Source organism: Pseudomonas sp. SJZ103 (genome assembly GCF_007828335.1).
In the GTDB taxonomy this organism is placed as follows: Bacteria; Pseudomonadota; Gammaproteobacteria; order Pseudomonadales; family Pseudomonadaceae; genus Aquipseudomonas.
Genome location: NZ_VIUN01000022.1, coordinates 1 through 24,558 on the forward strand (window position 1 = coordinate 1; position 24,558 = coordinate 24,558).

A 24,558-nucleotide genomic window follows, 5' to 3' on the forward strand; every position below is an offset into this window, starting at 1 on the left:
TTCAGGCCCCAGGCTGCCTTTTTGGCGACCGATGGAATCTCGTGGTACATGTTGAAGATCTCGCCTTCGTCCATGGCCAACGATTCGATGCAGTATTGGTAGGCGTGGGTGTGGATCGCTTCTTCGAAGGCCTGGCGCAGGATGTACTGGCGGCACTCCGGGTTGGTGATCAGGCGGTACACGGCCAGCACCAGGTTGTTCGCGACCAACGAATCCGCAGTGGAGAAGAAGCCGAGGTTGCGCATGACGATGCGGCGTTCGTCGTCGGTCAGGCCTTCGGGGTTTTTCCACAGGGCGATGTCGGCGGTCATGTTGACCTCTTGCGGCATCCAGTGGTTGGCGCAGCCGTCGAGGTACTTCTGCCAGGCCCAGTCGTACTTGAAGGGCACGAGTTGGTTGAGGTCGGCGCGGCAGTTGATCATGCGCTTTTCGTCAACGGCGACGCGGGCGGAGGCGCCTTCGAGTTCGGCGAGGCCTTCGGCGACGTCGAGTTTGTCCAGGGCAGCCTTGGCGCGCACGATGGCGGCAGAGTCACTGGCGGTGACGGCGCGGGCTTCGATGGCGGCAGCGGCGCCGGCACCGTCGAGGCGGTCCATGTTGGCTTCGGTGGCGTGGCCGGCGTTGGCGCCTTTGGTGGCTACTTCGCCGTCTTCTTCTTTGTCGAATTCGTCCCAGCTCAGCATGACGTGTCGTCTCCTGCGTGAGGGCTCAAAGGTGCCCGTGTGAAACCGGATGGTTGGGTGTTCACACGGCCCCAGGGCCCGGTGGATCTTAAGGAATCGTTTGTTGCAACAGCTCGCGCAGGCAAATAAACGGAATTGGGTAACGGGTGCTCTGCGTGAGGCTTGAGGGGCGGAGCGACAGGTGCATGCTCCCGCGCGGGCTCAAGGTCTGGCTCTTCGTCCCAGTGTAAAGGGATATTGCAGGCCCGATTTACCCGCGCATTATAGGGAAAAATTCGGCTTTGTGTTGCGGCGGATGGTCTCGGATCAGAGACAAAAAGGCGGCTATTTGAGCCAGAGTGAGGGTTTGCGGGGGGTTGATGGGGTAGGAAATTTTTGACGGGCGGTGGGCTATTTATCGTGGGGGGGAGAGGAGGGCTTTTTGAGGGCAGGAAGGGAGGGCCTGGGCTGAGTGACGACCGCTATCTGGAGCAAGCCCCTTCCACCTTTACCGCGTGTCGTGCCTGGGGCCGGTTCTTTGCCGCAAGAACGATTTCTTGCGGCGAATAAGATCCGGGTCTGTTCCAACTAACGAAGTTGTTATCCGTTAGAGCAACCATTACCCATGACATGGTAATTAAGGATATGACGCTGACCTTGGGAATCTTCATATTCCATCTTCACCGGTACAACTTCGCAAACTTCCGGAATCGTGCTCATGGACAATACTTTGGCCACATCCAGCTTGGTGCTGTAGGTGTAATCCTCAACAATCGGGGCGTTCTGGCCGGCCAGCTCGGTCGGGGCCTCGTCGGCCAGGGCGGCGGTGGCGCACAAGCTGCTGAGGGCCATAACTACGAGAGCTTTCATTTCTTTACTTACCTTCTTCAGGGCGAAAGGGGCCACGGGGCCCTTGTGAGGCCACGTGTGTAACTTAGGGTTGGTTAGTTCGGATTAACGTGCCTTCGTGGGGGCTGTTACGTTGTTAATCACTGTTGTGTTAATCACAATGCCTTGGTTGGCGGAAGTGATTCTAGGCCTGCGGGTTATATTCATATACCCGTGCTTTTGATAAAGACTATTGGCGGTTTTTGTAACAATCCCGTGGTAAAGGTTTTTTCACCTACCCGCAAAGCCCCGCAGGCTGCGGGCCAGAGCGGCAAACGGGGATAGCAGGGCATTTTGTAGGGTCTTGTTACTACCATCGTCGAATGGTTCTATAGGCTCACCCCGGATACAACTGGGTCATACAACAACAACTATGTCACCGAGGTAAGAAAGATGAGTGCGGCTTCCCTGTACCCCGTTCGCCCCGAAGTAGCAGCCAACACGCTGACCGACGAGGCAACCTACAAGGCCATGTACCAGCAGTCGGTGGTCAACCCCGACGGTTTCTGGCGCGAGCAAGCCAAGCGCCTTGACTGGGTCAAGCCTTTCACCGCGGTGAAGCAGACCTCTTTCGACGATCACCATGTCGACATCAAGTGGTTCGCCGATGGCACCCTGAACGTTTCCTACAACTGCCTGGACCGTCACCTCGCCGAGCGCGGCGACCAGGCGGCGATCATCTGGGAGGGCGATGACCCGGCCGAGAGCCGCACCATCACCTACCGCGAGCTGCACGAAGAAGTCTGCAAGTTCGCCAACGCCCTGCGCGGCCAGGATGTGCACCGCGGCGACGTGGTGACTATCTATATGCCGATGATCCCAGAAGCCGTGGTCGCCATGCTGGCGTGTACCCGCATCGGCGCGATCCATTCCGTGGTGTTTGGCGGTTTCTCGCCGGAGGCCCTGGCCGGTCGCATCATCGACTGTAAGTCGAAGGTGGTGATCACTGCCGATGAAGGCATTCGCGCTGGTAAGAAAATTCCGCTGAAGGCCAACGTCGACGACGCGCTGACCAACCCGGAAACCAGCAGCATCCAGAAGGTCATCGTGTGCAAGCGCACCAATGGTTCGATCAAGTGGAACCAGCATCGCGACATCTGGTACGAAGACCTGATGAAAGTGGCGGGCACCGTGTGTGCACCAAAAGAGATGGGCGCCGAAGAAGCGTTGTTCATCCTCTACACCTCCGGCTCCACCGGCAAGCCTAAAGGCGTGCAGCACACCACCGGCGGCTACCTGTTGTACGCCGCCCTGACCCACGAGCGCGTATTCGACTACCGCCCGGGCGAAGTCTACTGGTGCACCGCCGACGTCGGCTGGGTCACCGGCCACACGTATATTGTCTACGGCCCGCTGGCCAATGGCGCGACCACCTTGCTGTTCGAAGGCGTGCCGAACTACCCGGACATCACCCGTGTGGGCAAGATCGTCGACAAGCACAAGGTCAATATCCTCTACACCGCCCCGACCGCGATCCGCGCGATGATGGCTTCCGGCACCGCCGCCTGCGAAGGCGTCGATGGCAGCAGCCTGCGCCTGTTGGGGTCGGTGGGTGAGCCGATCAACCCGGAAGCGTGGGACTGGTACTACAAGAACGTCGGCCAATCCCGTTGCCCGATCGTCGACACCTGGTGGCAGACCGAAACCGGCGCCACCCTGATGAGCCCGCTGCCGGGTGCCCATGCACTCAAGCCGGGTTCTGCCGCACGGCCGTTCTTCGGCGTGGTGCCGGCGCTGGTGGACAATCTGGGCAACATCATCGAAGGCGCCGCCGAAGGCAACCTGGTGATTCTCGACTCGTGGCCAGGCCAGGCCCGTACCCTGTACGGCGACCATGACCGTTTTGTCGACACGTACTTCAAGACCTTCCGTGGCATGTACTTCACCGGTGACGGCGCGCGTCGCGATGAAGACGGCTACTGGTGGATCACCGGCCGCGTGGATGACGTGTTGAACGTATCCGGCCACCGCATGGGCACCGCCGAGATCGAAAGCGCCATGGTTGCCCACCCTAAAGTCGCCGAAGCGGCGGTGGTGGGTGTGCCCCACGACATCAAGGGCCAGGGCATCTATGTGTACGTGACCCTGAAGAATGGCGAAGAACCCACCGAAGCCCTGCGCCTGGAGCTGAAGAACTGGGTGCGCAAGGAAATCGGGCCGATTGCCTCGCCGGACGTGATCCAGTGGGCACCGGGCTTGCCGAAGACGCGCTCGGGGAAAATCATGCGTCGCATCCTGCGCAAGATTGCCACGGCCGAGTACGACGGCTTGGGCGATATTTCCACCCTGGCGGACCCAGGCGTAGTGGCGCATTTGATTGAGACCCACAAGACCATGAACGTCGCGTAAGGCGGGGTAGGTGGGAAAGAGCCCCATTCGGTGTATGCCGAGTGGGGCTTTTTTGTGGTTTCTCAAAACCACTGGAGATCCTCTGTGGGAGGGGGCAAGCCCCCTCCCACATTTGGATTTCATTCCAAGGTGGGTATGGGGGAGGGTCTGACAGATCCGCATGACCACCAGTCAAATAAATATCGGTTTTTTGCGTAGGAGGTTTCTGAATGTTACCGAGTGGCACAAATGTGTAACCCCTCGCCCAAACATGAGGCAAAGGGCTACGCTTATGCCCCGAAAAACCGCGCTTTAGACACCCCCGGCAATAAGATTAAACGCCACACTTGCCGTGCTAGAAGGGTTTGCGAATAATAGGCCCGCAATTTGCAGCATCAACAGGTTTAATATCTTTTGTCTCTGCATAAAATCCAGAGGCTGTCAATGTGCTGGAACCGCTTTCTCAGTGCTTCTGTAAATTGTTGTCGCATTGAGGAAATATCGGCTTCCGGCCTGTCGTTAGAATGCCGATCACTCGCTCGTCGTCGCATGCAGTCACTCGCGTAGGACGCAGCACCGCTATTCGGTTTCACTCAGTCGCATCGTGGGCCATGGCTCATACTGCTGTTTTGCCCTATACCGATGGAGTCCCAAGATGAAGAAACTCGTGCTGTTGGGCGCCCTGGCGCTGTCCGTGTTGTCCATGCAGGCTTTCGCTGAAGGCAAGCCTCTGAAAATTGGTATCGAAGCGGCTTACCCTCCGTTTGCCTCGAAGGCGCCGGATGGCAGCATCGTCGGTTTTGACTACGACATCGGCAACGCCTTGTGCGAAGAGATGCAGGTCAAGTGCACTTGGGTCGAGCAAGAGTTCGACGGCCTGATCCCGGCTTTGAAAGTGCGCAAGATCGACGCGATCCTGTCGTCCATGTCCATCACCGAAGACCGCAAGAAGTCCGTGGACTTCACCAACCGCTACTACCTGACCCCAGCGCGCCTGGTGTTGAAGGAAGGCACTGCGGTCAGCGACAGCCTGGATGAGCTCAAAGGCAAGAAGATCGGCGTACAGCGCGGTTCGATCCACGACCGTTTCGCCAAGGAAGTCCTGGCACCTAAAGGCGCCACCGTTGTTCCTTACAGTTCGCAGAACGAAATCTACCTCGACGTGGAAGCCGGTCGCCTCGACGGTACCGTGGCCGACGCCACCCTGTTGCAGGAAGGTTTCCTCGATACGCCAGCCGGTAAAGGCTATGCGTTCACCGGCCCGGCGTTCACCGACGCCAAGTACTTCGGCGACGGCATAGGCATCGCCGTGCGCAAAGGCGACAAGGAAAACCTGGACCGTATCAACGCTGCCATCGCCGCGATCCGTGCCAATGGCAAGTACAAAGAAATCGAGAAAAAGTACTTCAACTTCGATATTTACGGCCCTGAAGCCAAGTAAGTACTCGCAGCTGTCTGTCCTGAAATGGCGCAAGCAACAGAATTCCTGCGGTTTGCGCCATTTTTTCATCCCCCTTTTCGAGGACCTGAATCATGTTGAAAGGCTACGGGGCCGTCATCCTCGATGGCGCATGGTTGACGCTTCAGCTCGCCTTGTCGTCCATGGCCTTGGCCATTGTTCTGGGTCTGATCGGGGTCGCGTTACGCCTGTCGCCGGTGCGCTGGTTGGCCTGGCTGGGTGACTTGTACTCCACGGTGATCCGCGGGATCCCCGACCTGGTGCTGATCCTGCTGATTTTCTACGGTGGTCAGGACCTGCTTAACCGCGTCGCGCCGATGCTCGGCTATGACGACTATATCGACTTGAACCCCTTGGCCGCCGGTATCGGCACCCTGGGTTTCATCTTTGGCGCCTACCTGTCGGAAACCTTCCGTGGCGCCTTCATGGCCATCCCCAAGGGCCAGGCCGAAGCCGGCCTTGCGTATGGCATGAGCAGCTTCCAGGTGTTTTTCCGGGTGATGGTGCCGCAGATGATCCGGCTGGCGATCCCCGGGTTTACCAACAACTGGCTGGTACTCACCAAGGCCACCGCGCTGATCTCGGTGGTGGGCCTGCAAGACATGATGTTCAAGGCCAAGCAGGCGGCTGATGCCACCCGCGAGCCTTTTACCTTCTTCCTCGCAGTGGCGGCGATGTACCTGGTGATCACCAGCGTGTCGTTGCTGGCCTTGCGTCATCTTGAGAAGCGCTACTCGGTAGGCGTAAGGGCGGCTGATCTATGATCTTCGACTACAACGTCATCTGGGAGGCCATGCCGCTGTACCTTGGCGGCCTGCTGATCACCCTGAAATTGCTCGCCATCTCGCTGTTCTTCGGCCTGCTCGCCGCCTTGCCCCTGGGCTTGATGCGTGTGTCCAAGCAACCGGTCGTCAACGGTGTGGCCTGGCTCTACACCTACGTGATCCGCGGCACGCCGATGCTGGTGCAGCTGTTCCTGATCTACTACGGCCTGGCGCAATTCGAAGCGGTGCGCGAGAGCTTCCTGTGGCCGCTGCTGTCCAGTGCGACCTTCTGCGCGTGCCTGGCCTTTGCGATCAACACCAGCGCCTACACCGCCGAGATCATTGCCGGTAGCCTCAAGGCCACCCCCAATGGCGAGATCGAAGCGGCCAAGGCCATGGGCATGTCGCGCTACAAGCTGTACCGCCGCATTCTGCTGCCGTCGGCCCTGCGCCGCGCGCTGCCGCAGTACAGTAACGAAGTGATCATGATGCTGCAGACCACCAGTCTTGCTTCTATCGTCACCCTGATCGACATCACCGGTGCCGCGCGCACGGTGAACGCGCAGTTCTACCTGCCGTTCGAAGCCTACATCACCGCCGGCGTGTTCTACCTGTGCCTGACCTTTATCCTGGTACGCCTGTTCAAGTTGGCCGAGCGCCGCTGGCTGAGCTACCTGGCTCCACGGAAGCACTGATATGGAACGTATCGATCACCTGTTGCCCTGGGGCCACCTGGGCTGCGAGCGCCAACTGAGCGTGTTCCGTTTTGGCAGCGGCGAGCGCAAGGCCTATATCCAGGCCAGCCTGCACGCCGATGAATTGCCCGGCATGCGCGCCGCGTGGGAGCTGAAAAAACGCCTCACCGAACTTGAAGCGCAAGGTGCCCTCAACGGCGTGATCGAACTGGTGCCGGTGGCCAACCCGATGGGCCTGGGCCAGCTGCTGCAAGGCAGCCACCAGGGCCGTTTCGAGGTGGGCAGCGGCAAGAATTTCAACCGCGATTTCGTTGAGTTGAGCGAGCCGGTGGCCGAGCTGCTCACAGGCAAGCTGGGGGATGACCCTCACGCCAACGTGCGCATGATTCGCCAGGCGATGGCCGATGTGCTCAACGCATTGCCTGAGCCAGGCAGCCAGTTGCAAGGCATGCAGCGCATCCTGCTGAGCCATGCGTGCAGCGCCGACATCGTCCTCGACCTGCACTGCGACGCCGAAGCCGCGCTGCACATGTACGCGCTGCCCCAGCACTGGCCGCAGTGGCGTTCGTTGTCGGCGCACTTGAATGTGACAGTCGGTTTGCTCGCGGAAGATTCCGGTGGCAGCTCGTTTGATGAGGCTTGCTCGTTGCCGTGGCTGCGTCTGTCCCGCGCCTTTCCCGACGCGCAGGTCCCGCTGGCCTGCCTGGCGACGACGCTGGAGTTGGGCGGTCAAGCGGACACCGGCCGTGACGAAGCGATCTTCCACGCCGAAGGCATCCTCGCGTTTCTCGCCGAACAAGGCCTGATCAAGGGTGAATGGCCGGCGCCGCAACACGAGCCGTGCGAAGGCGTGCCCTTCGAAGGCACCGAATTGCTGTTCGCGCCCCATGCCGGGGTGATCAGTTACCTGCGTAAAGCCGGAGACTGGATCGAGAAGGGCGAGCCGATTTTTGAAGTGATTGATCCCCTGGAAGACCGCGTGAGCATTATCTGCGCGGGCACCTCGGGGGTGTTGTTTGCCGTTGAACGGCTACGTTATGCCCAAGCGGGTTTCTGGCTGGCCAAGGTGGCGGGGCGCGAAGCGCTGCGTCACGGGCGCTTGCTCAACGACTGACCACCTGTTTTTGTGAGAACCGACCGCATGTACAAACTTGAAGTCCAAGACCTGCATAAACGCTATGGCAGTCATGAAGTGCTCAAAGGCGTGTCCCTGGCCGCCGCGGCCGGTGATGTGATCAGCATCATCGGTTCCAGTGGTTCGGGCAAAAGTACCTTTTTGCGCTGCATCAACCTGCTGGAGCAACCCCACGCCGGCAAGATCCTGCTCAATAACGAAGAGCTGAAACTGGTGACCAACAAGGACGGCGCCATGAAGGCCGCCGACCCTAAACAACTGCAACGCATGCGCTCGCGCCTGTCGATGGTGTTCCAGCATTTCAACCTGTGGTCGCACATGACCGCCCTTGAAAACGTGATGGAAGCGCCGGTGCACGTGCTGGGCATGTCGAAAAAAGACGCCCGTGAAAAGGCCGAGCACTACCTGGCCAAGGTTGGCGTGGGCCATCGCAAGGATGCGTTCCCGGGTCATATGTCCGGTGGCGAGCAGCAGCGTGTGGCGATTGCCCGTGCCCTGGCGATGGAACCGGAGGTGATGCTGTTCGACGAACCCACCTCGGCCCTCGACCCCGAGCTGGTGGGCGAAGTGCTCAAGGTGATGCAGGACCTGGCCCAGGAAGGCCGCACCATGGTGGTGGTGACCCACGAAATGGGTTTTGCCCGTGAAGTGTCGAACCAGCTGGTGTTCTTGCACAAAGGCATCGTGGAAGAGCGTGGCAACCCGCGGGAAGTGCTGGTCAACCCGCAGTCCGAGCGGTTGCAGCAGTTCCTGTCCGGCAGCTTGAAATAGTCCCTTGCTGCTGAAGTTGCTTTTATGTGGGAGGGGGGCAAGCTCCCTCCCACATTAGATCTCCACATTGGATCTTTATCGTTTTTAAGCTTTGTGTTGGTTTACGGGCTAGCATTGGCCTTTGTCTTCATTACCGTTCTTCGCTTCGGATAGCACTCCATGACCGCCCACAAAATTGGTTTCCTGATTTGGCCCAGCACAAAAGCACTCACGCTTGCGCTGGCTGAGGAGGCCTTGCGCGTTGCTCAGCGGGTGCATCCGGACGTGGTCTACGAGCTGTCGTTTTTGCTCGCCGAGCCGGCCACCGAAGGCGCCTGGCAACTGCCGGGCGAACCGTGGGCCGGCAAGCTGGAAGGCTTCCAGAAACTGTTCCTGCTGGCGGACGAGCCGCCTGCCGTGATCGCCTCGCAACTGAGCACCGCCCTCAAGCAACTGGTGCGGGCCGGTTGTGTGATCGGTGGTTTGTCGGCCGGTGTGTACCCGTTGGCCCAACTCGGCCTGCTCGACGGCTACCGCGCCGCCGTGCACTGGCGTTGGCAGGATGATTTTGCCGAGCGTTTCCCCAAGGTCATCGCCACCAGCCATCTGTTCGACTGGGACCGTGATCGCCTGACCGCCTGCGGCGGCATGTCGGTACTCGACCTGCTGCTGGCGGTACTGGCCCGTGACCACGGTGCCGAGCTGGCCGGTGCGGTCTCCGAAGAACTGGTGGTCGAGCGCATCCGCGAAGGCGGCGAGCGCCAGCGCATTCCGCTGCAAAACCGCCTGGGCTCCAGCCATCCGAAGCTGACCCAGGCAGTGTTGCTGATGGAAGCCAATATCGAAGAGCCCCTGACCACCGATGAAATCGCCCAGCACGTGTGCGTGTCGCGACGACAATTGGAACGGATCTTCAAGCAGTACCTCAATCGCGTCCCCAGCCAGTACTACCTGGAACTGCGCCTGAACAAGGCCCGCCAGATGCTCATGCAAACCAGCAAGTCGATCATCCAGATCGGCCTGTCCTGCGGCTTCTCCTCGGGGCCGCACTTCTCCAGCGCCTACCGCAACTTCTTTGGCGCCACCCCTCGCGAAGACCGCAACCAGCGGCGCAGCAGCAGCCCGTTCGAACTCTCGTCGGTGCCCTCCGAGCGCGGTTGAAGTGTGCACGCTCGACGTGATGTGTCGCGCCCATTGAGCCACTGCTCTGCAGACTGCCGAAAACCCCAGTATCCGTTTAAACTGCGCCATTGCGACGCTATTTGTCGCATTGGCGTAAACCCGCGTAAAACGGGGGTTGGCGCTATAAGAAGTTGTCGCTTGGCGGCAAGGCCGCGCTGAAAACTGTCCTTACAATCCCTGCATCGCCCGCCAGTTCCAGGCAGGCGTTCCTCTTCAGGAGACTCCGATGTCCGTTGAGCAAGCCCCGGTGCAACGTGCCGATTTCGACCAGGTCATGGTGCCCAACTACGCACCTGCCGCATTCATCCCCGTGCGTGGCGCTGGCTCCCGCGTGTGGGACCAGGCGGGTCGCGAGCTGATCGACTTTGCCGGCGGCATCGCGGTCAACGTATTAGGCCACGCCCACCCGGCGCTGGTCGGTGCGCTGACCGAACAGGCCAACAAGCTGTGGCACGTCTCCAACGTCTTCACCAACGAGCCGGCCCTGCGCCTGGCGCATAAGCTGATCGACGCCACGTTTGCCGAGCGCGTGTTCTTCTGCAACTCCGGCGCCGAAGCCAACGAGGCCGCGTTCAAGCTGGCCCGCCGTGTGGCGTTCGACCGTTTCGGTACCGAGAAGTACGAGATCATTGCCGCGCTGAACAGCTTCCACGGCCGTACCCTGTTCACCGTTAACGTCGGTGGCCAGTCGAAGTACTCCGATGGTTTCGGGCCGAAAATCACCGGTATCACCCATGTCCCTTATAACGACCTGGACGCGTTGAAAGCCGCCGTGTCGGACAAGACCTGCGCCGTGGTGCTGGAACCGATCCAGGGCGAAGGCGGCGTACTGCCGGCCGAACTGGCTTACCTGCAAGGTGCCCGCGAACTGTGCGACGCCAACAACGCGCTGCTGGTGTTCGACGAAGTGCAGACCGGCATGGGCCGCAGCGGCCATCTGTTCGCCTACCAGCACTACGGCGTGGTACCCGACATCCTCACCAGCGCCAAGAGCCTGGGCGGCGGTTTCCCGATCGCGGCGATGCTCACCCGCGAAGACCTGGCCAAGCACCTGGTGGTCGGCACCCACGGCACCACCTACGGCGGCAACCCGCTGGCCTGTGCGGTGGCCGAAGCGGTCATCGACGTGATCAACACCCCAGAGGTGCTGGCCGGCGTCAACGCCAAGCACGACCTGTTCAAGGCGCGCCTGGAGCAGATCGGCAAGCAGTACGGCATCTTCACCGAAGTGCGCGGCATGGGCCTGTTGATCGGTTGCGTACTGAGCGATGCGTTCAAAGGCAAGGCCAAGGACGTGTTCAACGCGGCCGAGAAAGAAAACCTGATGATCCTGCAAGCCGGCCCGGACGTGGTGCGTTTTGCGCCGAGCCTGGTGGTGGAAGACGCGGACATCAACGAAGGCCTGGATCGCTTCGAACGTGCGGTAAAAACGCTGACCCAAGCCTGATAGCGACACCTTCTGCTGGCTGGACTGGGTCAAAAATGTGGGAGGGGGCTTGCCCCCGATAGCAATCTGTCAGTTGATGCATCTGGTGACTGATACACCGCTATCGGGGGCAAGCCCCCTCCCACACTGGAATATGCCCCACATGAAGATATGTGGTGTTCCTGACCTGTTCGGTATTTTTTTTCTGTGAGTTCTAGAGTTAAGGAGTGACACCATGCTGGTGATGCGCCCCGCGCAAATGGCTGATCTGGGCGAGGTACAGCGTCTGGCTGCGGACAGCCCGATTGGTGTCACCTCCTTGCCGGATGATGTGGAACGCCTGAGCGACAAGATCGCCGCCAGCGAAGCGTCCTTCGCGGCCGAGGTGAGTTTCAACGGTGAAGAAAGCTATTTCTTCGTGCTCGAAGACACCGAGACCGGCAAGCTCGTGGGCTGCTCGGCCATTGTCGCCTCGGCCGGTTATTCGGAGCCTTTCTACAGTTTTCGTAACGAGACCTTCGTGCACGCCTCCCGCGAGCTGAAGATCCACAACAAGATTCACGTGCTTTCCCAGTGCCACGACCTCACCGGCAACAGCCTGCTCACCAGCTTTTATGTGGTGCCGGAGTTGGTCGGTTCGCCGTGGTCGGAACTCAATTCCCGTGGCCGCCTGTTGTTCGTCGCCAGCCACCCCGAGCGCTTTGCCGACTCGGTGGTGACCGAGATTGTCGGCTACAGCGACGAGAACGGTGATTCACCGTTCTGGGACGCCATCGGCCGCAACTTCTTCGACCTCAACTACGCCGCCGCCGAGCGCCTGTGCGGGCTGAAAAGCCGTACGTTCCTCGCCGAGCTGATGCCGCATTACCCGATCTACGTGCCGTTGTTGCCGGACGAAGCCCAGGAAGCCATGGGCCAGGTGCACCCGCGTGCACAGATCACCTTCGACATCCTGATGCGCGAAGGCTTCGAGACTGACCACTACATCGACATCTTCGACGGCGGTCCGACGCTGCACGCACGGGTCTCGGGCATTCGCTCGATCGCCCAGAGCCGCGTGGTACCGGTGAAGATCGGCGAGATGGTCAAGGGTGTCGGCCGCCAGTACCTGGTGAGCAACGCGCAGTTGCAGGATTACCGCGCGGTCATGCTGGAGCTGGACTACGCGCCCGGCAAGCCGGTGACCCTGGACCTGGCAGCGGCCGAGGCGCTGGGCGTTGGCGAAGGCGCGAGTGTGCGCCTGGTAGCGGTATAAACAGAGTTTCGCGGGTGGCTGGCAGCAGCGGCCCGTCTGAGGAGATAGCATGATCGTTCGTCCCGTACGCAGCAGCGATTTACCGGCCCTGATTGATCTGGCGCGCAGCACCGGCACCGGCCTCACCACCTTGCCGGCCAACGATGAGCGCTTGACCCACCGGGTTGGCTGGGCCGAAAAAACCTTTCGCGGCGACGCCGGGCGCGGAGATGCCGACTACCTGTTCGTGCTGGAAAACGACGAAGGCCGCGTGGTGGGGATTTCCGCCATCGCCGGTGCTGTCGGCCTGCGCGAGCCCTGGTACAACTTCCGGGTCGGCCTGACGGTCAGCGCCTCCCAGGAACTGAATATCTACCGTGAGATTCCGACGCTGTTCTTGGCCAACGACCTCACCGGCAATTCCGAGCTGTGCTCGTTGTTCCTGCATGCCGATTACCGCAACGGCCTCAACGGCCGCATGCTGGCCAAGGCGCGCCTGCTGTTTATCGCCGAGTTCCCGCAGCTGTTTGGCAACAAGATCATCGCTGAGATGCGTGGCGTGTCCAACGACGCCGGGCGTTCGCCGTTCTGGGAAAGCCTGGGTCGGCACTTCTTCAAGATGGAGTTCAGCCAGGCCGACTACCTGACCGGGGTGGGCAACAAGGCGTTTATCGCTGAGCTGATGCCCAAGTTTCCGTTGTACAGCTGCTTCCTCTCCGAAGACGCGCGCAACGTGATCGGCAAGGTCCACCCGGACACCGAGCCGGCGCTGAGCATGCTCAAGAGCGAAGGCTTCAGCTACCAGGGCTATGTCGATATTTTCGACGCCGGCCCGGCGGTGGAGTGCGAGACCGCCAAGATCCGTGCGGTGCGCGACAGCCAATCGTTGGTGTTGGCCATCGGCACACCGGGGGACGACGCCACGCCGTTCCTGATCCATAACCGCAAACGCGAAGATTGCCGCATCACCGCCGCCCCGGCGCGCCTGGCGGCAGGCACGCTGGTGGTCGACCCGCAAACCGCCAAGCGCCTGCAACTGGTGGCGGGTGATCAAGTGCGTGCCGTACCGTTGTCCGCTGCTCGGGAGTCGAAATAATGAATTCGCTGTATATCGCAGGTAGCTGGCTGGCTGGCCAGGGTGAACTGTTTGAATCGCGTAACCCGGTGACCCAGCAGGTGCTGTGGGCCGGTAATGGCGCCACGGTCGAGCAGGTCGAGTCGGCCGTGCAGGCCGCGCGCCAGGCGTTCCCGGCCTGGGCCCGGCGCCCGCTGGAAGAACGCATCAGCGTGCTGGAAGCCTTCGCTGCGACCCTGAAAAGCCGCGCCGATGAAATCGCCCGCTGCATCGGCGAAGAGACCGGCAAGCCGCTGTGGGAGTCGGCCACCGAAGTCACCAGCATGGCCAACAAGATCGCGATCTCGGTGCAAAGCTACCGCGAGCGTACCGGCGAGAAGAGCGGCCCCCTGGGCGACGCCACCGCCGTATTGCGCCACAAGCCCCACGGCGTGGTGGCGGTGTTTGGTCCTTACAATTTCCCGGGTCACCTGCCTAACGGGCATATCGTCCCGGCGTTGCTGGCGGGTAACACCGTGCTGTTCAAACCCAGCGAGCTGACCCCGAAAGTCGCCGAGCTGACCGTGCAGTGCTGGATCGACGCCGGTTTGCCGGCAGGCGTGTTGAACCTGCTGCAAGGTGCGCGGGAAACCGGCATTGCGTTGGCGGCCAACCCAGGTATCGACGGCTTGTTCTTCACCGGTTCCAGCCGCACCGGCAACCATCTGCACCAGCAGTTCTCCGGGCGTCCGGACAAGATCCTGGCCTTGGAAATGGGCGGCAACAACCCACTGGTGGTGGACGAGGTGGCCGACGTGGATGCGGCGGTCTACACCATCATCCAATCGGCGTTTATCTCTGCGGGCCAGCGTTGCACCTGTGCCCGTCGCTTGCTGGTGCCGGAAGGCGCCTGGGGCGATGCGTTGCTGGCGCGGCTGGTGGCGGTGAGCGCGACGATTGAAGTCGGCGCGTTTGACCAGCAACCGCCGCCGTTCATGGGCTCGGTGATTTCCCTGGCAGCGGCAAAAGCCTTGATGGACGCCCAGGAGCTGATGTTGGCCAATGGCGCCGTGGCGCTGCTGGAGATGACCCAGCCACAGGACCAGGCCGCCTTGCTGACCCCCGGCATCATCGACGTGACCGGTGTGACCGAGCGCGAAGACGAAGAGCTGTTCGGCCCGCTGTTGCAGGTGATCCGCTACGCTGATTTCGCGGCGGCGATTGCCGAAGCCAACAACACCCAGTACGGCCTGGCCGCTGGCCTGTTGTCCGATTCCGAAGCGCGTTACCAGCAGTTCTGGCTGGAAAGCCGTGCCGGCATCGTCAACTGGAACAAACAGCTGACCGGCGCCGCCAGCACCGCGCCATTTGGTGGGGTCGGGGCCTCGGGTAACCATCGCGCCAGTGCGTATTATGCGGCGGATTATTGTGCGTACCCGGTGGCGTCGTTGGAGACCCCGAGCCTGGTGGTGCCTGCCACGCTAACCCCCGGCATTACGCTGATCTAAATGTGGGAGGGGGCTTGCTCCCGATGGCGGTGTGTCAGTCACCTGATTGATCAACTGACAGACTGCTATCGGGAGCAAGCCCCCCTCACACTGGATTTGTGGTGTGTTGAAGACTTTTGATGCCTATAAAAACAGATGTTCGTGGAGCCTCGCCGATGAAATCCTATGAAGTCAATTTTGACGGTCTAGTGGGGCCGACCCATAACTACGGCGGTTTGTCCTTCGGCAACGTCGCGTCCCAGAGCAACAGCCAGCAGCATTCCAACCCCAAGGAAGCGGCGTTGCAGGGCCTGCAGAAAATGAAAGCCCTGATGGACATGGGCTTTGTGCAAGGCGTGCTCGCGCCCCAGGAGCGTCCGGACGTAGCGGCGTTGCGCAACCTCGGTTTCAGCGGCACCGACGCCCAGGTCATCCAGCAGGCGGCCAAGCAGGCCATGCCGTTGTTGGTAGCCAGCTGCTCGGCATCGAGCATGTGGGTGGCCAACGCCGCCACCGTCAGCCCCAGCGCCGACACGGCAGATGGCCGCGTGCATTTCACCGCCGCCAACCTCAACTGCAAATACCACCGCAGCATCGAACACCCGACCACCAGCCGCGTGCTGGGGGCGATGTTTGCCGACCAGAAACACTTTGCCCATCACGCCGCGTTGCCGGCGGTGGCGCAGTTCGGCGACGAAGGCGCGGCCAACCACACGCGTTTCTGCCGAGAGTATGGCGAGGCGGGCGTGGAGTTTTTTGTGTTCGGGCGCAGCGCGTTCGACCCTCGTTACCCGGCCCCGCAGAAGTACCCGGCGCGCCAGACCCTCGAAGCCTCCCAGGCGGTCGCCCGCCTGCACGGCCTGAAGGATGAAGGCGTGGTCTACGCCCAGCAGAACCCGGCGGTGATCGATGCCGGCGTGTTCCACAACGACGTGATCGCGGTGGGCAACGGCGAGGTGCTGTTCTATCACGAGGACGCATTCCTCCATACCGAACAGATGCTGGCCGAGTTGCAGGGCAAGTTGGGCAAGCTGGGCGGCAACTTCCAGTCGGTGTGTGTGCCGCGTGCCCAGGTCAGCGTCGAGGACGCGGTACGTTCCTACCTGTTCAACAGCCAGTTGCTGACCCGTGCCGACGGCTCGATGCTGCTGATCGTGCCGGAAGAATGCCGCGCCAACGAGCGCGTGTGGCAGTACCTGCAAGGCCTGACGGCCTCCGCTGGGCTGATCCGCGAAGTAAAAGTCTTCGACCTCAAGCAAAGCATGCAGAACGGCGGCGGCCCGGCCTGCCTGCGCTTGCGCGTGGCCCTGAACGAAACCGAGCTGGCAGCGGTGAACCCAGGGGTTATCATGACCGCGCCGTTGTACGACACACTGGCCCAATGGGTCGACAAGCACTACCGCGACAGCCTGCGCGAAACCGACCTGGCTGACCCGCAATTGCTGCTTGAGTGCCGGACGGCACTGGATGAACTGACGCAAATCCTTAAACTGGGCTCGGTTTATCCTTTCCAGATCAATTAACGCCACCTCTTTTACACCCTATGGCTGAGAATTATTTATGACCACCGACACCCTGCAACTGATCCTTGAAGACACCGACGGCACCCAGCTGGAAACCTCCTGCACCCGCGTCGCGGTGGTCTGGCAGGGTAAGGAAATCTGGATCCAGCACGACGGCCGTGGCCAGCTGCTGATCGGTGTTGACGTGGAAGAAGGCGACTCCGAATACGCCAACCTGTTGATGCGCCCACTGGCCACCAACCTGATGAGCCTGCAACTGGAAATGGAACCGGCCGACGTTGAAGGTGATGACGACGATCACGTCCACGGCCCAGGCTGCAACCACTAAGGAAGCTGCGTATGCTCGCCCTTGGCAAACTGCTTGAACTGACCCTCGCCGGTCGCGAACCGGCGCAAAAAATTCAACTGACTGTCGACGGCGTGCAGATGCGCTGGCTCAGCGAGGGCGCACTCGAAGTGCGCCCGCCGCAAGCAACGGACAATGGCAGCGACCTGCTGCTGTCGTCCGGCATCCATGGCAACGAAACCGCGCCGATCGAATTGCTCGACCGCCTGGTGCATGGCATCGCCCGTGGGGAGATCAAACCCCGTACCCGTATTCTGTTCCTGTTCGGCAACCCCGAGGCCATGCGTCGCGGTGAGCGTTACCTTGAATTGGACGTCAACCGGCTGTTCAACGGCCGGCATGAAAAAAACATCGGCCCCGAAGCCATGCGCGCCGCCGAGCTTGAACAGCTGGCCCGCAGCTTCTTCAGCCAGCCAGGCCGTTCGCGCCTGCATTACGACCTGCACACCGCCATTCGCGGCTCGAAGATCGAGCAGTTTGCGCTGTACCCCTGGAAGGAGGGCCGCCAGCATTCACGCCATGAACTGGCGCGCCTGAACGCTGCCGGCATGCAAGCGGTGCTGCTGCAGAACAAGAGCTCGATCACCTTCACCGCGTTTACCTATGAGCAGCTGGAGGCCGAGGCCTTCACCCTCGAGCTGGGCAAGGCGCGGCCGTTTGGGCAGAACCAGGGCGTGAACGTTTCCCGCCTGGAGCTGCGCCTCAAGCAGATCATCGAAGGCACCGAGCCTGAGACTGACAGCCTGGACGGGTTGAAACTGTTCGCTGTGTCGCGGGAAGTCATCAAGCACAGTGATGCTTTCCTGCTGCACTTGCCGGCGGACGTGGAAAACTTTTCGGAATTGGAAAAGGGTTATCTGCTGGCCGAAGACGTGGCCAAGACCCGTTGGGTGATCGAGGAGGAGGGTGCGCGCATCATCTTCCCCAACCCGAAGGTGAAGAATGGCTTGCGGGCAGGGATATTGATTGTGCCGACCACAGAGGCCGGGCTGGCGTAGATCTGAGCCTTAACCTGATCCAAATGTGGGAGGGGGCTTGCCCCCGATAGCAGTGTGTCAGTCAGCTCATCCGGAGCTGAGACACCGCCATCGGGGGCAAGCCCCCTCCCACATTTTATTTTGCGGTGTTGATTAGACCGCTACAGCCCGTGGCTCGCTGCGACGGATCGCCCGCACCTTGTGCAGGGTGTCGGCGCACGTACGCGCAGCTTCCTGGCCCTTGTGCACGAAGTGCTCATGGAAGAATGCGGTGTGTTCGCTGCCGGCATGGAAGTGATGCGGGGTCAGGGACACCGAGAACACCGGCACTTCAGTTTCCAGCTGCACCTGCATCAGGCCGCTGACCACCGACTGGGCCACGAACTCGTGACGGTAGATTCCGCCGTCCACCACCAGCGCGGCGGCAACGATACCGGCGTAACGACCGGTCTTGGCCAGCAGCTTGGCGTGCAGGGGCATTTCAAAGGCGCCGCCGACTTCGAAGAAATCGATGTCCGACTCCTGGTAACCCTGGGCGATCATTTCGGCGAGGAAGCCTTTGCGGGATTGGTCGACAATATCCTTGTGCCAGCAGGCCTGGATAAACGCGACGCGCTCGCCGTGATGGTTTTTGCTTTTGCTGTCGATTGCGGTGGGTTGCATGTTCTGACTCCTGTTTAAGAAAAAAACAGGGCGTTATGAATCGAATGGGATTTAAGGGTACGAACCGCCGAGTCATGCAGGCATGAGGTCAGCGTGCGGCCCTTAGGTGCCAATCCCGTTCTCTCTTCATCCGGACTATGACCGTCGGCCCCGGGATCACACCGGGTCTGCTGACCTTGTCGCCGTCCTGCGTGAGCAGTTCGAGGCGCCAAGCGCTCGCGGGCTATGCACATTGCGTGCAATTACCGCCGGTGGGGAATTGCACCCCGCCCTGAGAACGTTGCCACCAGAACCCTGGCGGCGGAGAGTTTTTAACATGGTTTTTCATAAACTGCACGAGCGCCGTATCGATAGGCTATATCGGTTTGTTTGGTTGGTATTCGATTGAGAACGCGCGGGGCTTGATATTCCGCGGCTTTGCCCGCAGTAATCATCCTCATAAGAATCTTAATGAACCCCTTCGAGGCTTGTTTCATGTCTGTGATCGACCTGCGCAGCGACACCGTGACCCAACCCACCGCCGGCATGCTCGACGCCATGGCCACCGCCGTCATCGGCGATGACGTCTACGGTGAAGACCCCAGCGTCAACCGTCTGGAGGCCGAGCTGGCCAAGCGCCTGGGCTTTGCGGCCGCGCTGTTCGTGCCCACCGGCACCATGAGCAACCTGCTGGCGCTGATGGCCCACTGTGAGCGTGGCGAGGAATACATCGTCGGCCAGCAGGCCCACACCTACAAATACGAAGGCGGCGGGGCGGCCGTGCTGGGTTCGATCCAGCCGCAACCGTTGGACGTGCAGGCGGATGGCTCCCTCGACCTGAATCAGGTGCTCGACGCCATCAAGCCCGACGATTTCCACTTCGCCCGCACCCGCCTGCTGGCCCTGGAAAACACCATGCAGGGCAAGGTGCTGCCGCTGGACTACCTGGCGAAGGCGCGGGCGTTTACCCGCGAGCATGGCCTGGCCCTGCATCTGGATGGCGCGCGACTCTACAACGCGGCGGTCAAGCTGGGCGTGGATGCGCGGGAGATCGCCCAGCATTTCGACTCGGTGTCGGTGTGCCTGTCCAAGGGCCTCGGTGCGCCGATCGGCTCGGTGCTGTGCGGCTCCACGGGGTTGATCGCCAAGGCCCGCCGTTTGCGCAAGATGGTCGGCGGTGGCATGCGCCAGGCCGGTTCCCTGGCGGCGGCGGGGCTGTACGCCTTGGATCACCAGGTGCAGCGCCTGGCCGATGACCATGCCAATGCGCAATGGTTGGGCGATGAGTTGCGCAACGCCGGTTACGCGGTGGAGCCGGTGCAGACCAACATGGTCTATGTGCAGATCGGCGATCAGGCCCAGGCCTTGAAGACGTTTGCCGCCGAGCGCGGGATCAAGTTGAGCGTCGCACCGCGCCTGCGGATGGTGACTCACCTGGATGTCAGCCGGGCGCAGATTGAGCAAGTGCTCGAGGCATTCGTCGATTTTTCGCGCAAATGAGCGTGCAGACCGTCTAATTGAACCTCTCTATCGCATAAACACGCTGTACCACCGGCAAAGGGCCGATATAATGCGGCCTTTTGCCGTCGCTCCGTCTGATGATGTTGCGCACTGGCCTTTGGCCGCAGCCTCCGTGGAAGAACCTAATGAAAAGCGCAGAAATCCGTGAAGCCTTCCTTCGCTTCTTCGAAGAGCAAGGTCACACCCGTGTCGCCTCCAGCTCCTTGATCCCAGGCAATGACCCCACCCTGCTGTTCACTAACGCGGGGATGAACCAGTTCAAGGACTGCTTCCTGGGCCAGGAAAAGCGCGCCTACACCCGCGCCACCAGCAGCCAGAAGTGCGTACGTGCCGGCGGTAAGAACAGCGACCTGGAAAACGTCGGCTACACCGCCCGCCACCACACGTTCTTCGAAATGCTGGGTAACTTCAGCTTTGGTGACTATTTCAAAAAAGACGCGATTACCTTCGCCTGGACCTTCCTGACCGGCGTGCTGAAGCTGCCCCAGGAAAAACTCTGGGTGACCGTCTACGCGACGGACGACGAAGCCTATGACATCTGGACCAAGGAAATCGGGGTGCCCGCCGAGCGCATGATTCGCATCGGCGACAACAAGGGCGCGCCTTACGCGTCCGATAACTTCTGGACCATGGGCGATACCGGCCCGTGCGGCCCATGCACCGAGATTTTCTACGACCACGGCGCCGACATCTGGGGCGGCCCACCGGGCTCGCCGGAAGAAGACGGCGACCGTTACATCGAGATCTGGAACAACGTGTTCATGCAGTTCAACCGCACCGCCGATGGTGTGCTGCATCCGCTGCCAGCGCCGTCGGTGGACACCGGCATGGGCCTGGAGCGGATCAGTGCGGTAATGCAGCACGTTCACTCCAACTACGAGATCGACCTGTTCACCAACCTGCTGAGCGCGTCGGCCGCGGCCATTGGCTGTGCCAATGAAAGCCAGTCGTCCCTCAAGGTGGTGTCGGACCACATCCGTTCCTGTGGTTTCCTGATCGCCGACGGTGTACTGCCGTCCAACGAAGGCCGTGGCTACGTGCTGCGTCGCATCATCCGTCGCGCCTGCCGTCACGGTAACAAGCTGGGCGCCACCGGCAGCTTCTTCTACAAGATCGTGGCCGCGCTGGTTGCCGAGATGGGCGATGCCTTCCCGGAACTCAAGCAGCAGCAGGACAACATCGAGCGTGTGCTCAAGGCTGAAGAAGAGCAGTTCTCCAAGACCCTGGAGCACGGCCTGAAGATTCTGGAACAGGATTTGGCTGAGCTTAAAGGCACCGTGGTGCCGGGCGATGTCGTGTTCAAGCTGTACGACACCTATGGCTTCCCGATGGACCTGACCGCCGACATCGCCCGTGAGCGCGAGCTGACCGTCGACGAAGTCGGGTTTGAACGTGAGATGGAAGCCCAGCGCGTGCGCGCCCGTTCCGCCAGTTCCTTTGGCCTGGACTACAACACCCTGGTCAAGGTTGACGTGCCCACCGAGTTCACCGGGTACAAGGCGACCGTGGGCTCGGCCAAGATCGTTGCCATTTATAAAGATGGCAAGTCGGTCGACGTGTTGAGCGAAGGCGAAGAAGCGGTTGTGGTCCTGGACCAGACGCCGTTCTACGCCGAGTCCGGTGGCCAGGTCGGTGACTGTGGTTTCCTGAGCTCGACCTCCGGTCGTTTCGAGGTGCGTGACACCACCAAGACCGGCGGTGCGTTCCTGCATCACGGTGTGCTGGTGCTGGGCAACCTGACGGTCGGTGCGCCGGTGGACACCCAGGTCGACGCTGACGTACGCCATGCTACCGCGCTGAACCACTCGGCCACGCACTTGCTGCACGCCGCGCTGCGCCAGGTGCTCGGCGAGCACGTCCAGCAGAAGGGTTCGTTGGTCGACAGCCAGCGCCTGCGTTTTGACTTCAGTCACTTCGAAGCGATCAAGCCGGAGCAGATCAAGGCCCTGGAAGACATCGTCAACGCGCAAGTGCGCAAGAACACCCCGGTAGAAACCGAAGAAACCGACATCGAGACTGCCAAGGCCAAGGGCGCCATGGCGCTGTTCGGCGAGAAGTACGGCGACAACGTGCGCGTACTGAGCATGGGGGGCAACTTCTCGGTGGAACTGTGTGGTGGTATCCACGCCAACCGTACCGGCGACATCGGCCTGCTGAAAATCATCAGCGAAGGTGGCGTGGCGTCGGGCGTACGTCGTATTGAAGCGGTGACCGGTGCTGCGGCCCTGGCCTACCTGAATGCGGCTGAAGAACAACTCAAGGAAGCGGCCAGCCTGGTCAAGGGCAGCCGCGACAACCTGATCGACAAGTTGTCCGCCGTTCTGGAGCGCAATCGCGCGCTGGAGAAACAGCTGGAGCAATTGCAAGCCAAGGCGGCCAGCGCTGCGGGCGACGATCTGTCGGCTTCGGCCGTTGACGTCAAGGACGTGAAAGTCCTGGCTGCACGCCTGGACGGCCAGGACGGCAAGGCGCTGTTGGCCCTGGTCGATCAGTTGAAGAACAAGCTCGGCCGCGCAGTGATCCTGCTCGGCAGTGTCCATGAGGATAAGGTCGTGCTGGTTGCCGGTGTAACCAAAGACCTGACTGGCCAACTCAAGGCCGGTGATTTGATGAAGCAAGCCGCCGCGGCAGTGGGCGGGAAGGGCGGCGGTCGTCCGGACATGGCGCAAGGCGGTGGTGTAGACGCCAGCGCCCTGGATGCGGCCCTGGCCCTGACCGTGCCATTTGTCGAGGCAGGTATTTAAGGCACTGTTAACCCGTCCGTGGTCTAGTCACGGGCTGTTCTGTGCTGGTTGATTGGATATTAGGCGCCCCTTTACGGGCTGAGGCGGCTTGGAAATGGCTTTGATCGTACAGAAATTTGGAGGCACCTCGGTTGGTTCTGTCGAAAGAATCGAGCAGGTGGCCGACAAGGTTAAGAAATTCCGCGATGCCGGTGATGACCTGGTCGTGGTGCTGTCGGCCATGAGCGGCGAGACCAATCGCCTGATCGAACTGGCCAAGGCAATCAGTGGCGACCAACAGCCGCTGCCGCGTGAGCTGGATGTGATCGTGTCTACCGGTGAGCAGGTGACCATCGCCTTGCTGGCCATGGCGCTGAACAAGCGTGGTGTGCCGGCGGTGTCCTACACTGGCAGCCAGGTGCGCATTCTCACCGACAGCGCACATACCAAGGCGCGGATCCTGCAGATTGACGATCAGAAAATTCGCAGTGATCTGAAAGCCGGTCGCGTGGTAGTTGTAGCGGGCTTCCAGGGTGTTGACGAGCACGGCAACATCACCACCCTCGGGCGTGGCGGTTCGGATACCACCGGCGTGGCCCTGGCGGCGGCCCTCAAGGCTGATGAATGCCAGATCTACACTGATGTGGACGGCGTCTACACCACCGACCCGCGTGTGGTGTCCGTGGCCCAGCGTCTGGACAAGATCACCTTTGAAGAGATGCTGGAAATGGCCAGCCTCGGTTCCAAGGTGTTGCAGATCCGCGCGGTGGAGTTCGCCGGCAAGTACAACGTTCCGCTGCGCGTATTGCACAGCTTCAAAGAGGGTCCGGGCACCCTCATTACTATTGATGAAGAGGAATCCATGGAACAGCCGATCATTTCCGGCATCGCTTTCAATCGCGATGAAGCCAAGCTGACGATCCGTGGCGTGCCAGACACCCCCGGCGTGGCCTTCAAGATTCTGGGCCCTATCAGCGATGCGAATGTAGAAGTCGACATGATCGTGCAGAACGTTTCGCACGATAACACCACCGATTTCACCTTCACCGTGCACCGCAACGAGTACGATGCGGCATTGAAAATCCTGGAGAACACCGCGAGCGAAATTGGCGCCCGTGAAGTGGTCGGCGATACCAAGATTGCCAAGGTTTCGATTGTAGGTGTGGGCATGCGTTCCCATGCCGGCGTTGCCAGCCGTATGTTCGGTGCTTTGGCCAAGGAAAGCATCAATATCCAGATGATCTCCACCTCGGAAATCAAAGTCTCGGTGGTGATCGAAGAGAAGTACCTGGAGCTGGCTGTACGCGCGCTGCATACCGCTTTTGAGCTGGATGCCCCGGCCCGACAGGGCGAGTGAGGCAATGCCAGGAAGGCGCGGTTTACCGCGCCTTTCATTTTTTGTAGGGCGCATGGTCTTTTGCGTGCGTTCGACAATACTTAGGCCGTTAGGGCTATGGCTATCGAGTCGTAGGTCGAACGCCTTTTTTTTGCAGACTGTTGTTCCTGAAATGAAATGCGTGAGGAGAAAGGTATGCTGATTCTGACTCGTCGGTGCGCAGAAAGCCTGATTATCGGTGATGGCGAAATCACCGTGACCGTGCTCGGCGTCAAAGGCAATCAAGTACGTATTGGGGTGAATGCTCCGAAAGAGGTAGCGGTCCACCGCGAGGAAATCTACCTGCGTATCAAGAAAGAGAAGGACGAAGAACCAAGCCTTTAATTTTTATCGTTTTTTATGTTTGCAAACGGGGATGAACGTGGT

21 protein-coding genes and 1 riboswitch are annotated in these 24,558 nt (G+C 60.8%); of the genes, 18 read left to right on the forward strand and 3 right to left on the reverse strand.

The window, feature by feature from the left end; genetic code table 11:
- A partial coding sequence (locus tag FBY10_RS29550; protein ID WP_145338719.1) for a ribonucleotide-diphosphate reductase subunit beta occupies window positions 1–683 on the reverse strand: 683 nt, incomplete at its 3' end.
- Between the two features lie 579 nt (window positions 684–1,262).
- On the reverse strand, window positions 1,263–1,532 hold the full coding sequence (locus FBY10_RS29555) for a DUF2790 domain-containing protein (RefSeq protein ID WP_027607759.1): 270 nt from the start codon (window positions 1,530–1,532) through the stop codon (window positions 1,263–1,265).
- Between the two features lie 411 nt (window positions 1,533–1,943).
- On the opposite strand from FBY10_RS29555, the gene acs reads away from it, so the two are divergent.
- The 14 genes from acs to astE all read left to right on the forward strand — a co-directional run bounded on the left by acs (window position 1,944) and on the right by astE (window position 17,931).
- Window positions 1,944–3,899, forward strand: a complete 1,956-nt coding sequence (gene acs, locus FBY10_RS29560; RefSeq protein WP_131697800.1) for an acetate--CoA ligase — start codon at window positions 1,944–1,946, stop codon at window positions 3,897–3,899.
- 634 nt (window positions 3,900–4,533) lie between these two features.
- Window positions 4,534–5,319: an ABC transporter substrate-binding protein gene (locus FBY10_RS29565; protein WP_145338718.1), complete on the forward strand. Its 786-nt coding sequence runs from the start codon at window positions 4,534–4,536 to the stop codon at window positions 5,317–5,319.
- Window positions 5,320–5,411: 92 nt separating this feature from the next.
- Complete coding sequence (locus FBY10_RS29570) at window positions 5,412–6,101, forward strand: ABC transporter permease (protein ID WP_010208305.1); 690 nt, start codon at window positions 5,412–5,414, stop codon at window positions 6,099–6,101.
- Window positions 6,098–6,796, forward strand: coding sequence for an ABC transporter permease (locus FBY10_RS29575; protein ID WP_145338717.1), 699 nt, complete (start codon window positions 6,098–6,100; stop codon window positions 6,794–6,796). Before FBY10_RS29570 ends, FBY10_RS29575 begins: the two co-directional genes overlap by 4 nt.
- 1 nt (window position 6,797) lies before the next feature.
- Complete coding sequence (locus FBY10_RS29580; RefSeq protein ID WP_145338716.1) at window positions 6,798–7,910, forward strand: succinylglutamate desuccinylase/aspartoacylase family protein; 1,113 nt, start codon at window positions 6,798–6,800, stop codon at window positions 7,908–7,910.
- Between the two features lie 27 nt (window positions 7,911–7,937).
- Window positions 7,938–8,702: an ABC transporter ATP-binding protein gene (locus FBY10_RS29585; RefSeq protein ID WP_017138428.1), complete on the forward strand. Its 765-nt coding sequence runs from the start codon at window positions 7,938–7,940 to the stop codon at window positions 8,700–8,702.
- A 159-nt stretch (window positions 8,703–8,861) separates the two neighbouring features.
- Window positions 8,862–9,842 (forward strand): transcriptional regulator ArgR, encoded by a 981-nt coding sequence (argR, locus tag FBY10_RS29590; protein WP_131697797.1) that lies wholly within the window; start codon window positions 8,862–8,864, stop codon window positions 9,840–9,842.
- Between the two features lie 247 nt (window positions 9,843–10,089).
- Window positions 10,090–11,310, forward strand: coding sequence for an aspartate aminotransferase family protein (locus FBY10_RS29595; protein WP_131697796.1), 1,221 nt, complete (start codon window positions 10,090–10,092; stop codon window positions 11,308–11,310).
- A 214-nt stretch (window positions 11,311–11,524) separates the two neighbouring features.
- Complete coding sequence (gene aruF, locus FBY10_RS29600; RefSeq protein WP_131697795.1) at window positions 11,525–12,544, forward strand: arginine/ornithine succinyltransferase subunit alpha; 1,020 nt, start codon at window positions 11,525–11,527, stop codon at window positions 12,542–12,544.
- Between the two features lie 49 nt (window positions 12,545–12,593).
- On the forward strand, window positions 12,594–13,619 hold the full coding sequence (astA, locus tag FBY10_RS29605; protein WP_145338715.1) for an arginine N-succinyltransferase: 1,026 nt from the start codon (window positions 12,594–12,596) through the stop codon (window positions 13,617–13,619).
- A complete protein-coding gene (astD, locus tag FBY10_RS29610; RefSeq protein ID WP_167655186.1) occupies window positions 13,616–15,085 on the forward strand; it encodes a succinylglutamate-semialdehyde dehydrogenase in 1,470 nt (489 codons plus the stop codon). The genes astA and astD overlap by 4 nt, the downstream gene beginning before the upstream one ends.
- A 155-nt stretch (window positions 15,086–15,240) precedes the next feature.
- Window positions 15,241–16,587 carry an N-succinylarginine dihydrolase gene (gene astB / locus FBY10_RS29615; protein WP_131697792.1) on the forward strand — a complete coding sequence of 449 codons (1,347 nt, stop codon included), beginning with the start codon at window positions 15,241–15,243 and terminating at the stop codon, window positions 16,585–16,587.
- A gap of 37 nt (window positions 16,588–16,624) precedes the next feature.
- A complete protein-coding gene (locus FBY10_RS29620) occupies window positions 16,625–16,915 on the forward strand; it encodes a hypothetical protein (RefSeq protein WP_053140059.1) in 291 nt (96 codons plus the stop codon).
- 11 nt (window positions 16,916–16,926) lie between these two features.
- Entirely contained in the window at window positions 16,927–17,931 is a 1,005-nt protein-coding gene (astE, locus tag FBY10_RS29625) for a succinylglutamate desuccinylase (protein WP_131697791.1), read from the forward strand.
- Between the two features lie 132 nt (window positions 17,932–18,063).
- Here astE and FBY10_RS29630 read toward each other — a convergent pair whose 3' ends face one another.
- Window positions 18,064–18,573, reverse strand: a complete 510-nt coding sequence (locus FBY10_RS29630) for a 6,7-dimethyl-8-ribityllumazine synthase (RefSeq protein ID WP_065926190.1) — start codon at window positions 18,571–18,573, stop codon at window positions 18,064–18,066.
- A 113-nt stretch (window positions 18,574–18,686) separates the two neighbouring features.
- Window positions 18,687–18,856, reverse strand: a riboswitch (FMN riboswitch).
- 191 nt (window positions 18,857–19,047) lie between these two features.
- Between FBY10_RS29630 and ltaE the strand changes: the two genes are divergently transcribed.
- The 4 genes from ltaE to csrA all read left to right on the forward strand — a co-directional run bounded on the left by ltaE (window position 19,048) and on the right by csrA (window position 24,516).
- Complete coding sequence (ltaE, locus tag FBY10_RS29635; RefSeq protein ID WP_145338714.1) at window positions 19,048–20,052, forward strand: low-specificity L-threonine aldolase; 1,005 nt, start codon at window positions 19,048–19,050, stop codon at window positions 20,050–20,052.
- A 146-nt stretch (window positions 20,053–20,198) separates the two neighbouring features.
- A complete protein-coding gene (gene alaS / locus FBY10_RS29640) occupies window positions 20,199–22,817 on the forward strand; it encodes an alanine--tRNA ligase (protein WP_131697789.1) in 2,619 nt (872 codons plus the stop codon).
- 94 nt (window positions 22,818–22,911) lie between these two features.
- Entirely contained in the window at window positions 22,912–24,153 is a 1,242-nt protein-coding gene (locus tag FBY10_RS29645; RefSeq protein WP_131697788.1) for an aspartate kinase, read from the forward strand.
- 174 nt (window positions 24,154–24,327) lie between these two features.
- Window positions 24,328–24,516 carry a carbon storage regulator CsrA gene (gene csrA / locus FBY10_RS29650; RefSeq protein WP_003175645.1) on the forward strand — a complete coding sequence of 63 codons (189 nt, stop codon included), beginning with the start codon at window positions 24,328–24,330 and terminating at the stop codon, window positions 24,514–24,516.
- Window positions 24,517–24,558 lie beyond the last annotated feature (42 nt).